Here is a 13,273-nt window from a genome sequence, read left to right as displayed (position 1 = left end):
TGAAGGATGGATCTTACAGAATTATTGTCATATAAATGGAGCATCATGACACCTGAGTTCATCATCCTAGGTGTAGCCACTTTACTATCATTATTAGATTTATTTATGCCGAAGACGGTGAACCGGAAAATCCTTGGCTGGATTGGAGTTACAGGTATTCTAGCTGCACTTGTTTCATTATTCAGCTTGTTCGGGCAAGGGGCGGAGTCGATTCTTTATGATACGTTTAGACTAGATTCATTCGCGAAGGCATTTAAGCTGTTATTGCTTTTGGGAGCAGCGCTGGTTATGATTCTAGCAACCAGCTATGAGCCGAAGGAAGGCTTTGCTGATTATCGAGGAGAGTTCTTCTATTTATTCCTTGCTGCCTTACTCGGCACAATGATTATGTCTTCAAGCGGCGATTTAATTACGCTGTTTGTCGGCCTGGAGTTGCTTTCAATTCCATCTTATATCCTTGCCGGCCTTCACAAGAAAAATACTCTGTCGAACGAGTCTTCTATGAAATACGTCATTAATGGTGGAATTTCAACAGCGATTACTCTTTTCGGAATGAGTTATGTGTACGGGCTTACAGGGACAACGAACTTACTTGAAATGGCTCGGGGGCTACTGGCATTAACGAACCCGCAGCACATCTACCTAATGGGTCTTGCTTTATTTATGATTTTTGTCGGGCTGTCATTTAAATTGGCAACGGCGCCGTTCCATATGTGGGCACCTGATGTCTACCAAGGCGCACCGACACCTGTTACGGCTTTCTTGAGTGTCGTTTCAAAAACAGCCGGTTTTATCATTCTCATTCGAATTATGCTTGTGGTTTTCTTAAGCACGCCATCGTCAGACATTCCAAATTCAATGCCGCTCTTTATGAAGGTTCAGGATTACATTGCCTTCCTAGCTGCAGCAACGATGATTATTGGAAACGTGGTAGCGTTAAGACAGAAAAACATTAAGCGACTATTCGCATACTCAAGTATTGCACAGGCGGGCTATCTGCTTGTTGTCGTTGCATCCCTATCGGTATTTATCTTTGATACACTTTGGTTCTATCTTGGAGCATACTTGTTTATGAACCTTGGGGCATTTGCGATTATCCAGCTGATCACACAAAAAACAGGATCAGAGGATATTTCCCAATTTGCAGGATTATACCGTAAGGCACCGATTTTGTCGGTTTCCATGGCTGTATTTATTCTCAGCTTGGCTGGAATACCAGGTACATCCGGATTTATCGGGAAGCTTAACATTTTCATGGGCGCGCTCGCCGTTGAGCCTGCACGCTATGTGCTAGTTTCCATTATGATCGCGACAACAGTCGTATCCTATTTCTATTATTTCGGTGTGCTTGTGCAAATGTTCTTCCGACCAGCTGCAGACCCAGAGGCGAAAATCAAGCTTCCTGTAGGTCTCGGTGTTGTTATCGGCGTTTGCGTATTTGCCACCGTGTTGTTTGGAGTCGCGCCGAGCATCGCATTCGACTTCTTACAAGGGAACTTCAATCAGTTCAGCGACTTTTTTCAATAAGGGGAATTTGTAAAGGGTTAATCTAAGGGGTAGAAATATATATTATTTGAGAAAGGGGAGGGGTCCCCTTTCTTTTTTTTGGACTGGGGGTATGGTTGGCTGAAAAATGGAGTCTGGCTGACAACGGCACTAATTTGGCTGACAAAACGGGAATCTGGCTGACAATGGCACTAATTTGGCTGACAAAACGGGAGTCTGGCTGACAACGGCACTAATTTGGCTGACAAAACGGGAGTCTGGCTGACAACGGCACTAATTTGGCTGACAAAACGGGAGTCTGGCTGACAACGGCACTAATTTGGCTGACAAAACGGGAGTCTGGCTGACAACGGCACTAATTTGGCTGACAAAGCGGAAATCTGGCTGACAACCATACGAATTTGGCTGACAAAGCGGAAATCTGGCTGACAACAACACGAAATTGGCTGACAAACTGCCAAATCTCGCTGACAACCTCATAGATTTGGCTGATAAACATATTTGATCTCCCCGTATTTGGTTGACCAACCCGATTTTTGACCAAAATTGAGAGATTCTTGTATGAAAAGAGCTATTCCCTATTATAAAGCCATAAACCATGCTATGATTATAGGCGGATTGCCAATTTTTACGGTTAGTAATGAAGTGGAACAATAGCTTTTTTTAAAAAACATGCCCAATTATTTTTTCCTATGGCGGCGATGGAGATGGGAGTTGTACACATGGTTCCAGGATTTGGACAACAGGCGTTGCTTAGCATTATGTCACATTTGGTTTTTATTGCTTTAGCCTGGTGGGCTCTTCAGGCATTGCGCATTGATCAGCTTTTACGGCCCAACCGTGTTATTCAGGCAAGAGTACTCTACATACTATTATCGATTGCCATCGGGTCAGCGGTAAGTAACTTTTTCCTTGATTATCTTCTATGGTCGAGGCAATTGCCGCTCATTCTTCAAACTATACTTTAAAAAATTGCATATTTGTGCATGTGAACAGGTTTTTGTTCGAGCATATGTGCACATTCAGGCGGTTTAAACATCAACAATAGTATTTAACACAGCCAAAAAAATAGATTTTAACAAAATAGTAGATAATATGGGTCTTCGTACATGTTTTCAATTATCTTGTTTTTAAGTACAATTCTATTTGTTGTGCTCTATTTTTGCATGTTTAAAAATTGGCATTAAATAGTTAATCCCAAATTTGATGAAATTGAATAGGATATAAAGAAATTGGGCAATATCCTCAATTTTACAAAGCTTCAGTTGCTGTGAACGCCCAGTTCTGTGGCAAAGATTAATGCTAAAACTCAAGCTTTTCAAATTGTCAAAAAGTGACGACAATTCCTAAGTATGCAGAATCTCTCCTTGGTAACAATGGTAGTAAGGGGGAGGAAGCATATATGAAATACTTGAAGATAATTTTGGCAATTGTTAGCATTTTTAGTTTTGTGGTCTTAAACTTTGGGAATAAAACGACTGTGGCCAAAAACGAACTCGAACTTATGAAGCTATCCTCAATTTTACAAGACGAAGATATTTTAATCATTGAATGGTCTTTACATGCAAGAGAAATTATGGAAAATCTTCAAAGCGTGGATGAGGTAAAAAAATATACAGATAACCTCAAGAAACAATACCCGAATTGGATATGGACGAGTAACGATTCGGAAAAAATTTCTGAAACCGTGGCGGTTTTAAATAAAGATTCTCAGACGGAAACGATAAAGATTCTATCGACCCCCACAAAAAATAAAGTTCAAACGTATGTCATTTATGAAGTAAAAGGGAATGGCTGGAAGGCTGAATCTGAAAAAGAGATCCAATCTCTCTTAAATGGCAGAATTTCTGACATTTTCCATGAAAATACCACAATTTTCTCTTGTTTGAAAGGCGAATTCAATGATAAAATTGATAAGACTTTGCCTGATGAAATAAACCATTTATTAACTGCCTTTAATGCGAAAAAAATAGAAGGTTTACATGAGGAAAATTTCATATCGGCATCCGTCTATTCGACACTGTTTGACAACACTCTTCAAACAAAAGGCAAGGATATGAATTTGCAAATAGGAATAAGAAATCATGGATTGGGCGGAAAGACTACCCTTGTAGTTGGCACACCCATCATTACGATTGAATATTAATATAGAGAAATTGGACGCGGAGGGGAATACACTTTGGAAAAAATCATCGTCCGCGGCGGAAATAGGTTAAGCGGTATTGTCAAAGTTGAAGGAGCAAAAAACGCTGTTTTACCGGTTATCGCCGCAACACTATTAGCAAGTGATGGCAAAAGCGTAATTCGTGATGTACCGACACTCTCCGATGTATACACCATCAATGAAGTATTACGCTATTTAAACGCCGAAGTGGAGTTTAATAATAATCAAGTCACTGTTAATGCATCACGAGAATTAAGAGAAGAGGCACCTTTTGAATATGTACGTAAAATGCGTGCTTCTGTTCTGGTAATGGGATCCCTGCTTGCCCGTAATGGCCGTGCGCGTGTAGCATTGCCTGGCGGCTGTGCCATTGGATCTCGCCCGATTGATCAGCATTTAAAAGGCTTCGAAGCGATGGGTGCTACGGTGAAGGTTGGCAACGGATTTATCGAGGCAGAAGCGACAAATGGCCGCCTTCATGGGGCAAAAATCTATCTTGATTTTCCAAGTGTCGGAGCAACGGAAAATATTATGATGGTCGACCCTTGCAAAAGGCACAACTATTTTAGAAAACGTAGCAAAAGAACCGGAAATCGTGGATTTAGCGAATTTCCTCAATAAAATGGGTGCAAAGGTAAGAGGAGCCGGAACCGGCACGATCCGAATTGAAGGTGTTGACCAATTATTCGGAGCGGAGCACCATATTATCCCTGACCGAATTGAAGCTGGCACCTTTATGGTGGCTGCGATTACAGGCGGAAATGTGCTTGTTAAAGGCGCTGTTCCTGAGCATTCTACTTCACTAATCGCAAAAATGGAAGAAATGGGCGTTCATTTTGTTGAAGAAGCAGAAGGCATTCGTGTCATCGGTCCAGAGAAACTTAAGGCAGTTGATATCAAAACGATGCCTCATCCTGGTTTCCCGACTGATATGCAATCCCAAATGATGGCGTTATTACTCCATGCAAACGGTACAAGTGTGATCACAGAAACAGTGTTCGAAAATCGCTTCATGCATGTGGAGGAATTCCGCCGTATGAACGCTGATATTAAAATCGAAGGCCGCTCTGTTATTATGAATGGCCCATCCAATCTCCAAGGCGCTGAAGTAGCGGCAACAGATTTACGCGCTGCCGGCACTCGTATTATCTGGATTGGTGGCAGATGGCGTTACCCGTGTGACTGAATTGAAGCATTTAGACCGTGGCTATGTGAATTTCCATGAAAAGCTCGGCGCTCTAGGTGCTGATATTGAACGTGTGAATGAAATGGACGAAACCGTTGCTCCAGTGGAACGATATGTTTCGGATATGAATGCATAATTTTGCAAAATCTCTTTTTGTGAGTGATTTTGCTTGGTAAAACGAATTTTGAGATGAAACGCAGAATCCGTTCGTCAGACCTCTGACGACTGGGGGTTGCGTTTTTTCTTTTTTGGGCGTGAAGTTTCCCGAATTTTGATGAAAGCTTGGAAAAAAGGAAGCGAAAGGTGATTTGTTTCCCAAATATTGATGAAACTTTAGAAAAGTGGAAACAAAGGGAGATTTGCTTCCCAGATTTTGATGGATTTTTGGAAAAGTGGAAACAAAGGGTGATTTGCTTCCCAAATATTGATGAAACTTTAGAAAAGTGGAAACAAAGGGTGATTTGCTTCCCAAATATTGATGAAACTTTAGAAAAGTGGAAACAAAGGTTGATTTGCTTCCCAAATATTGATGAAACTTTAGAAAAGCGGAAACAAAGGGTGATTTGCTTCCCAAATATTGATGAAACTTTAGAAAAGTGGAAACAAAGGGAGATTTGCTTCCCAGATTTTGATGGAATTTTGGAAAAGTGGAAACAAAGGGTGATTTGCTTCCCAAATCCTGATGAAACCTAGAAAAATTAGAAACAAGTTGTACTTAACTTCCTCATATAATAATTACCCCATTGAATCCCTAAAGAGCCTTCCACCTTTAAACATTCCAGCACAAAATTCTTGTCATAATAGCCTGTCCACAACCATAAGAATGAGAAGAGACAGACTTCAAAGAGGTCTCAGATAACATTATTATGGAGGCATAGTCATGACAAAATTTAAACCTTTCATCGTACTAGGAGCACTGCTTGTTTTCATTACTCTACTTATTCCTTCTTTATTAGTCCTCCCTTTTAAAGACGATCGGGTGACAGGAAAGCTAGGGGAGCGGTTAAAACAGGAGGACGACACGAAGCCTACAGCGGAAACATCTAATGAGCCAGCTGTTGAAGTAGCTGTATTTCGAATGAAAACCAAGCAGGTCGATACGCTTCCGCTAGAGGATTATGTTGTCGGTGTAGTAGCATCGGAAATGCCAAGAGCTTTTGAAAAAGAGGCGTTAAAGGCTCAAGCCTTAGCTGCAAGAACGTATATTGTAAATCAAATGATTCGTGAAAATAAGTCAGAGCTGCCTGGTGGAGCGCTTGTCACGGACACAGTAGAGCATCAGGTTTATAAGGATATGGATGAGATAAGAAAAACTTTTGGAGCGGATTACAAGTGGGCCATTGAAAAAATCACAGAAGCCGTCAAGGAAACGAGCGGGCAAATTATCGTATATGAAGGATCCCCAATTGACGCCAGCTTTTTTTCAACAAGCAATGGGCATACAGAGAATTCTGAGGCGATTTGGTTAAATGCCGTTCCTTATTTAAAAAGCGTTGAAAGTCCATGGGATATAAAATCGCCAGAGTTCAGTGACCAAAAAATCTTTACGATTTCTGAATTCGAGAACCGATTAGGGGTTAAGCTTCCTTCCGATAACACGATTGGCACTATAACAGAAAGAACTGCCGGCAAGCGTGTAGGCGAGGTTGAAATCAATGGCAAGGTCCTTACTGGAAAGGTCATTCGAGAAAAGCTCGGACTGAAGTCAACAGACTTCACGTGGAAGCGTCAGGGTAACAAGATTGTCATTGACACAAGGGGTTATGGCCATGGTGTTGGCATGAGCCAATACGGGGCAAATGGGATGGCCTCAGAAGGCAAAACCTACAAAGACATCATCTCCTACTATTATAAGGGCGTAGAAATCACAAACAGTGAAAACTACCTTACAAAGGTCTTAGCCAGAAAATAAAATGGTGCCAGGCACTGTAAAAAGACATTTTAAGTGATTTGTCCTTTTGGGGTGCCTGGCACCTTAAAAGGACAGTTTGTGTTTTTGGAGAGGACATTCACTTGGAAAAACCAAGTTGCCGATACCAGGGCAGCTCTTTTTTTATGCCCAAAAGAGCGCATTTTATCCCAATAAAAATTTATTTTTAAAAAATGAATAATTTCTCTGACTTTGTCGAAAAATAATCCAAAAAAATATTTTTGCGGGGATGTATATAATTCTTCTAATCTGTTCAGAATGATTGCTGAGGTGATGATAAATGAGAGAGGAAGAAAAGAAACGATCTTCTCAAAATTCCAGCTTTAAGCGCTTTTTAAAGAAGCGTTGGGCATTCCCAGCGATCTACATTGCAGCAGCAGCAATCATTCTAACCGGGGTTCTTTGGTACCAAAACGCAAATAATACAGCGAATCCAGATAGCGTGGATAACACCGCTACAGATGTACCGGGGAAAAAGTTTGATGAACCAGCAATCGAAGTAAACCGATCTATGGAAAACATTCTGATGCCTGTAAAAGATGCCGATGCAGCAGTCATTCAAAGACATTTCTATGACGCAGGTGCAAAAGCGGAAGAACAGGAAGCCGCACTTGTCCTTTACCAAAACCAATATCACCAAAACACAGGTATCAATATTGGGATGAAGGACGGCGAGACATTTGATGTTGTTGCATCATTAAGTGGAACGGTTACGAAGGTTGAAGAAGATGTGCTGTTGGGAAATGTCATTGAAATTGAACATGACAAAGGAATTGTAACACAGTATCAATCTGTTAAAGAGATCAGTGTCGAGGTTGGCGATCAGGTTAAGCAAGGCCAAGTGATTGCAAAAGCTGGTGAAAGCATGTTTGATGCGGAAGCAGGTGTCCATGTACACTTCGAAATTCGCAAGGATAACGTTGCTCTTAACCCGCATGATTACTTCCAAAAGCCATTAAGCACATTACAGGAGCTTAGTGAGGAAGATGGAACGAAAGCATCTGATGATCAAGATGCAGTAGATGAAAAAGCCTCTGAGGAAGATACAGACCAAGATACAAGCGATGAAGAGAAAGATTCCGAAGAAGACACGAATAACGAAACAGAACAAGATTCTAAGAAATCTTCAAACGCATAATATAAGCCAAAGCCTGCCGATTCGGCGGGCTTTTTGGCGTGAATGACCGCTGACTATTCACCGACAGGAAATTTCCCCAATCGACAATTTCTCGGGAAATAGCCGGTAAAAACTCATTTTCCTACAAAAAGTCACTTCTTTTGAGGAATGTCTGGTTTTACGAAAACTGCATTTCATTCTGACTTTTTAAAAATAACTTTTCCTTCAATACCTCGCAGCCCCTTTACTAAAAAAACAATATTTCAGGTAAAATTCGGCTAATAATACTAAATCTTCAAAAAACTTTAGCGATACCTTGTCCCTAATGTGTTTTTCGTGCATATATCAGCAACCAAGCTAATAGACTGTTACAAACCTGACAAAGAGAGTGGTTGAGGTGAGGAGTCGTTTTGCAGATAGTATTGAATGTGCCTTAGGACATGTTTATTCACCGCAAGCTCAGAAAGTAAACGCTTTCTGCCGTATGGAGAATTATTCAAACATTGCCGCCATGCGGAACAGAGTATAGATCAGAGCGAAAAGCGAGTCTCATTTCGCACTTCTCACATCCAATTTAGGGAGGGCGAGTGGTGTGCACGATTACATCAAAGAGAGAACTATCAAGATTGGAAAGTATATCGTGGAGACGAGAAAAACAGTTCGCGTTATCGCGAAGGAGTTTGGCGTATCCAAAAGTACAGTCCATAAAGACTTAACAGAAAGACTTCCTGAGATTAACCCTGAACTGGCGAATGAAGTGAAGGAAATTCTAGATTACCATAAATCAATCCGACATTTACGCGGGGGAGAAGCCACAAAAATGAAATATAAGAAAGAAGAAGTTGAAGGGGAGGTAATAAAATAAAAAAAGAATCATTTGGATTTAAAGATTGATATAACATAAAGAGATTTAAAAATTCATCAGCATGAAGCAGCCAAGGGCTCTAAAGACCAATAAAATCTTTAAAAAAAGCAATCAGCCATTTAAATAGCTGGTTGTTTTTTAGTGGCGGTAATGAGAAGAAAAAAACAAACAAACGGTCAGTATTATCGCTTTGCATGAAACAGACTTATCAAATTAACCTGCGATTGTACTGAGCTTGCTATAAGCGGACAATGAATCCCTTATTTTAATAAAAAGCGCCAAAATTAAGGGCTAAGCGGACTCCCGGTGCGCTATTTAAGAAAAAACACAAGAAAATCATGCCTTTTTTACAAATAAGGGAATCTGAGTCCGCATACATAAGAATTTACCTCATTATGTCACATATAACGGAACCAGTGTCCGCCAAATTCCTTGATTTTGCGAGTTTAATGCTCAGCGATACATCAGTATGCTATTTACAACGATCCCCCATAAACCCTAATCAATTAGGCGGTTTTTTTTATAAAAAACCCATTTGGAATTGTCCCTGTCCCGTTCCGACAAAATTCTTCAAAAACCCTCTCATATTCTGACAAAAAATTATTTAATTCGCCTTGAGTGTGGTAGAATATAGAATTAGGATAGAACTTGATTCGTATAATCAAAAATGTCTACAACTAGGTGAGTGAAGGTAAGTGGAGTGCTTCATTTTCAGTGGAGCATAAGTTGAAAAAAATGAAAACATAGCGAGGTTCGCTTGATATAGCTAAATACATAAGGGGTGTGCTGGGCTGTCCTGCCTGGTGCTTAATTATGTCCATGAGCAGGTGGCGGACAATGCAGGCCAGTAGTCAAGGAGGAAAGATGATAGAATGTTTGCAAGGGATATTGGAATCGACTTAGGAACGGCTAACGTGCTGATTCACGTGAAAGGCCGCGGAATTGTTTTGAATGAACCGTCTGTGGTGGCAATTGATCGAAATACGAATAAGGTTTTGGCTGTGGGAGAGGAAGCCCGCAGAATGGTCGGACGGACACCTGGCAATATTGCTGCTATTCGCCCGCTGAGAGATGGAGTCATTGCTGATTTCGATGTAACAGAAGCGATGCTGAAGCATTTTATTAACAAACTGAATGTAAAAGGCTTTTTATCGAAGCCGCGGATTTTAATTTGCTGCCCAACGAACATTACAAGTGTGGAGCAGAAGGCGATCAAAGAAGCGGCAGAAAAGAGCGGCGGCAAGAAGATTTATTTAGAGGAAGAGCCGAAAGTAGCAGCGATTGGCGCCGGTATGGATATTTTCCAGCCAAGCGGAAACATGGTTGTTGACATTGGTGGAGGAACGACAGATGTCGCGGTTTTATCGATGGGTGACATCGTAACCTCTTCTTCGATTAAAATGGCTGGAGATGCCTTTGACAGTGAGATTCTGCAATACATTAAGCGTGAGTACAAGCTATTAATCGGAGAAAGAACCGCTGAGAATATTAAAACAAGCATAGGAACTGTATTCCCGGGATCGAAGAGTGAGGAATTGGATATTCGCGGGCGCGATATGGTTTCTGGCCTTCCAAGAACGATCACAGTCCGTTCAGATGAAATTGAACGTGCTTTAAGGGAATCTGTTGCGGTCATCGTACAGGCGGCAAAGAGTGTGCTTGAACGTACGCCACCAGAACTATCTGCTGACATTATCGATCGCGGCGTTATTCTTACGGGTGGGGGCGCTCTTCTCCACGGCATTGACACTCTTCTTGCAGAAGAATTGAAAGTGCCTGTCCTGATAGCGGAAAACCCAATGGATTGCGTAGCGATTGGAACAGGCATTATGCTTGATAATATTGACAAGCTTCCAAAACGTAAGCTTGGATAATTTGCATTCAACTTGAAAAATAACCGAGTATGAAATCATCAAGGTTTTATACTCGGTTTTTTATTTCTTTTAAGGCTTAATATTGTTAGTGAACATAATGCCTCTAGGAATAAACAAAATCGCTAATATAGCCTTTCCTAAAAATAATTCTGTAAGCAGCTATAGAAAATGGTAAAATAAGAATGTCTGCAAAAAATGGCTATTTAAAAATGTTTTATTTTGCCGATATTTTCTATAATAGAGTTGACGTTTAAAAATCCATCCCGTTCCAAAACGGGATGCTTATACATATTTTTCAAAGTTTTCTAATGAGGTGAACTTATGTTCAGAGGGTTTTATACGGTAGCCTCCGGGATGGTGGCGCAGCAGAAAAGGACAGAAATGTTGACGAATAATATGGCGAATGCGAATACACCGGGCTTTAAGGCGGATCAATCAGCCTTGCGTGCATTTCCGGAAATGCTGCTGCAGCGATTTGATCAGGAAGTGATCCCAACGGAAAATGGGCTCCGTCTGCCGTTCAACCGGAGAATTGGCGCTTTGAATACTGGGGTTTATATGCAGGAAACAATGCCGGCATTTTTGCAGGGCGATTTAAAAGAAACAGGCATTAAAACGGACATCGCGTTAATCGATGTGTCTATGCCAGCTAACGGCAGTGTTTTTTTTACAGTGGCGGGTCCAAATGGGGAACAGCAATATACGAGAAACGGGAATTTTACTGTGGATGGACAAGGCTTTTTAACGACTGCGAGTGGCCATTTTGTATTAGATGAAGCGGGGAATCGAATTCAGCTGGCGAGCGATCGTTTTACGCTAAATGAGAATGGTATGTTAACTGGAGAAGGCGGGGAAACAGCCAGACTTGGAATCGCCTTCGCTGAGGATGCAAACCGCCTTATGAAGCAAGGAGACGGGTTATTTCGGACAGAGGACGGCAACCCGCTAGCTAATGCTTATAATGCCGCAGGAGCCCAATTTAAGCTTCAGCAAGGGTTTGTGGAGCGTTCTAATGTGGATGTAGGGAGAACGATGACAGAAATGCTATCTGCCTACAGATCGTTTGAGGCGAATCAGAAGGTGCTCCAAGCCTATGACAGGAGTATGGAAAAGGCTGCGAATGAAATTGGGCGTATCGGATAATTTTTTTCAGGTTTAATAAAATTTTTCCGGCAAAGGGGGATGAACGATGAACAGAACGATGATTACGGCGCAGAATACATTAACCCAGCTGCAAAAACAAATGGATATTGTCAGTCACAATATGGCAAACATAGATACAACAGGCTATAAGCGCAGAGAGGCAAATTTCACCGATTTGCTTTTTCAGCAGTTTAATAATCAGACAATCCCTCAATTAGAGGTCAATCGATTAACACCTAACGGAATTCGTCAAGGAGTTGGGGCAAAGCTCGCTCAATCGCAAATCGTAGGGAGCCAGGGCAGCTTGAAGAATACGGAGCGATCGCTTGATATGGCGATCACCGCAGAGGGCCAGTACTTTAAAGTGCTCGAGCAGGGGGAGAATGGCTCGGCTGTCCGCTATACGAGGGATGGTGCCTTTTACTTAACGCCATTATCAGCAAATGAAAACATGCTTGTCACAAGCAATGGCTATCCGATTTTGGATGAAAATAATAATCCGATAACGTTTGGCAGCGATGTGAAGGACTTTGCTTTACAGGACCAAGGACGACTGTTGGCTACTATGAATGATGGCAGTACAAGTGCGATTAATCTTGGTGTCGTTCATATTAAGAAATCGCAATTTCTTGAGCAAAAAGGAGATAATCTCCTAGGTCTGCCGGAAAATATCGCGGAATTAAATACGCCGGTGGAAGATGTTTTAACGGAACTTAATGGTCCTTTAAGAAATCAAATTTCCATGCAGCAGAGCGCCTTGGAGCAGTCAAATGTGGATATGTCCAAGGAGATGACGGAGCTCATTAATCTTCAGCGTTCTTATCAATTCCAGTCCAGATCCGTCTCCATCGCTGACCAAATGATGGGACTCATCAACGGAATTCGTTAAAAGGGGAATTAACATGTCGGTAAACAACAATAATCAAGAAGCAGCGAAATCACGTGAACAATTAAAAAAAGAACGCACAACCATGGCGGAAAAGAGACGCAATCGCCGTATTCGAGTGCGTATGATTCCGATTTGGCTGCGGATTATCATTGTTGCTGTTTTAATTTTTATAAGCTGTATAGCAGGAGCTGCTTTCGGATATGGTGTAATGGGCGGCGGCAATGCAAAAGATATTTTCCAAAAATCTACCTGGACGCATATTGTTGACCTTGTAGAAAGAGAGTAAAAAGGGGCCATGGGCCTCTTTTTTTGGATTTGTTGAGGGCTTACTGGGGATTGGCTGATAAACCATAAAATTGGCTGACAAATGGGTTGAATTGGCTGACAAACGCCATAATTGGCTGATAAAGTGCTGGAATTGGCTGACAAACACCGTATTTGGCTGACAAAGTGTAGAATTGACCGATAACTGTTATTTTAGCTAATACCAAAATCGAATTAGCCGATACAATCCGAAATTTGGCGCCAACCTCCCTTTCAAACTTCCCGTATGCTACTTTTTTTAGTACAATTAACTATAACCTAATATTAGGAGGAGG

Annotated in this window: 12 protein-coding genes and 1 pseudogene; 12 read left to right on the top strand and 1 reads right to left on the bottom strand. The window is 41.4% G+C overall.

Going from position 1 to position 13,273, the window contains the following annotated elements; all coding sequences use genetic code 11:
* The first annotated feature begins 6 nt into the window (after window positions 1-6).
* The 12 genes and pseudogenes from nuoN to RRV45_RS20625 all read left to right on the top strand — a co-directional run bounded on the left by nuoN (window position 7) and on the right by RRV45_RS20625 (window position 12,960).
* Window positions 7-1,527, top strand: a complete 1,521-nt coding sequence (gene nuoN, locus RRV45_RS20680; RefSeq protein ID WP_315666532.1) for an NADH-quinone oxidoreductase subunit NuoN — start codon at window positions 7-9, stop codon at window positions 1,525-1,527.
* 701 nt (window positions 1,528-2,228) lie between these two features.
* Window positions 2,229-2,474, top strand: coding sequence for a DUF1146 family protein (locus RRV45_RS20675; protein WP_315669109.1), 246 nt, complete (start codon window positions 2,229-2,231; stop codon window positions 2,472-2,474).
* 434 nt (window positions 2,475-2,908) lie between these two features.
* Window positions 2,909-3,652: a YwmB family TATA-box binding protein gene (locus tag RRV45_RS20670; RefSeq protein ID WP_315666531.1), complete on the top strand. Its 744-nt coding sequence runs from the start codon at window positions 2,909-2,911 to the stop codon at window positions 3,650-3,652.
* Window positions 3,653-3,685: 33 nt separating this feature from the next.
* Window positions 3,686-4,992, top strand: a pseudogene (gene murA / locus RRV45_RS20665) (UDP-N-acetylglucosamine 1-carboxyvinyltransferase).
* A gap of 167 nt (window positions 4,993-5,159) precedes the next feature.
* Complete coding sequence (locus RRV45_RS20660) at window positions 5,160-5,549, top strand: hypothetical protein (protein ID WP_315666530.1); 390 nt, start codon at window positions 5,160-5,162, stop codon at window positions 5,547-5,549.
* 187 nt (window positions 5,550-5,736) lie between these two features.
* Window positions 5,737-6,768: a stage II sporulation protein D gene (gene spoIID / locus RRV45_RS20655; RefSeq protein ID WP_315666529.1), complete on the top strand. Its 1,032-nt coding sequence runs from the start codon at window positions 5,737-5,739 to the stop codon at window positions 6,766-6,768.
* Window positions 6,769-7,066: 298 nt separating this feature from the next.
* Window positions 7,067-7,924 (top strand): M23 family metallopeptidase, encoded by an 858-nt coding sequence (locus RRV45_RS20650; protein ID WP_315666528.1) that lies wholly within the window; start codon window positions 7,067-7,069, stop codon window positions 7,922-7,924.
* Between the two features lie 571 nt (window positions 7,925-8,495).
* Complete coding sequence (spoIIID, locus tag RRV45_RS20645; RefSeq protein WP_066296878.1) at window positions 8,496-8,768, top strand: sporulation transcriptional regulator SpoIIID; 273 nt, start codon at window positions 8,496-8,498, stop codon at window positions 8,766-8,768.
* An 872-nt stretch (window positions 8,769-9,640) separates the two neighbouring features.
* Window positions 9,641-10,642: a rod shape-determining protein gene (locus RRV45_RS20640; protein ID WP_315666527.1), complete on the top strand. Its 1,002-nt coding sequence runs from the start codon at window positions 9,641-9,643 to the stop codon at window positions 10,640-10,642.
* 321 nt (window positions 10,643-10,963) lie between these two features.
* A complete protein-coding gene (locus tag RRV45_RS20635) occupies window positions 10,964-11,785 on the top strand; it encodes a flagellar hook-basal body protein (RefSeq protein WP_315666526.1) in 822 nt (273 codons plus the stop codon).
* Window positions 11,786-11,831: 46 nt separating this feature from the next.
* Complete coding sequence (locus RRV45_RS20630; RefSeq protein ID WP_315666525.1) at window positions 11,832-12,674, top strand: flagellar hook-basal body protein; 843 nt, start codon at window positions 11,832-11,834, stop codon at window positions 12,672-12,674.
* 13 nt (window positions 12,675-12,687) lie between these two features.
* Window positions 12,688-12,960 (top strand): DNA-directed RNA polymerase subunit beta, encoded by a 273-nt coding sequence (locus tag RRV45_RS20625; RefSeq protein ID WP_315666524.1) that lies wholly within the window; start codon window positions 12,688-12,690, stop codon window positions 12,958-12,960.
* A 40-nt stretch (window positions 12,961-13,000) separates the two neighbouring features.
* Here RRV45_RS20625 and RRV45_RS20620 read toward each other — a convergent pair whose 3' ends face one another.
* Window positions 13,001-13,165 carry a hypothetical protein gene (locus tag RRV45_RS20620; protein WP_315666523.1) on the bottom strand — a complete coding sequence of 55 codons (165 nt, stop codon included), beginning with the start codon at window positions 13,163-13,165 and terminating at the stop codon, window positions 13,001-13,003.
* Window positions 13,166-13,273 lie beyond the last annotated feature (108 nt).

Source organism: Bacillus sp. DTU_2020_1000418_1_SI_GHA_SEK_038, assembly GCF_032341175.1.
Taxonomy (GTDB): Bacteria; Bacillota; Bacilli; order Bacillales; family Cytobacillaceae; genus Cytobacillus.
The sequence above is the reverse complement of the archived record's forward strand: the minus strand, read 5'-3'. Positions and strand labels throughout refer to the sequence as shown.

What these genes read in the sequence shown, in the direction of transcription:
- RRV45_RS20635 (WP_315666526.1), top strand. Translation starts at nt 10,964, where the DNA reads ATGTTCAGAGGGTTTTATACGGTAGCCTCCGGGATGGTGGCGCAGCAG.
- RRV45_RS20650 (WP_315666528.1), top strand. Translation starts at nt 7,067, where the DNA reads ATGAGAGAGGAAGAAAAGAAACGATCTTCTCAAAATTCCAGCTTTAAG.
- spoIID (WP_315666529.1), top strand. Translation starts at nt 5,737, where the DNA reads ATGACAAAATTTAAACCTTTCATCGTACTAGGAGCACTGCTTGTTTTC.
- RRV45_RS20670 (WP_315666531.1), top strand. Translation starts at nt 2,909, where the DNA reads ATGAAATACTTGAAGATAATTTTGGCAATTGTTAGCATTTTTAGTTTT.
- RRV45_RS20675 (WP_315669109.1), top strand. Translation starts at nt 2,229, where the DNA reads ATGGTTCCAGGATTTGGACAACAGGCGTTGCTTAGCATTATGTCACAT.
- RRV45_RS20625 (WP_315666524.1), top strand. Translation starts at nt 12,688, where the DNA reads ATGTCGGTAAACAACAATAATCAAGAAGCAGCGAAATCACGTGAACAA.
- RRV45_RS20640 (WP_315666527.1), top strand. Translation starts at nt 9,641, where the DNA reads ATGTTTGCAAGGGATATTGGAATCGACTTAGGAACGGCTAACGTGCTG.
- RRV45_RS20630 (WP_315666525.1), top strand. Translation starts at nt 11,832, where the DNA reads ATGAACAGAACGATGATTACGGCGCAGAATACATTAACCCAGCTGCAA.
- nuoN (WP_315666532.1), top strand. Translation starts at nt 7, where the DNA reads ATGGATCTTACAGAATTATTGTCATATAAATGGAGCATCATGACACCT.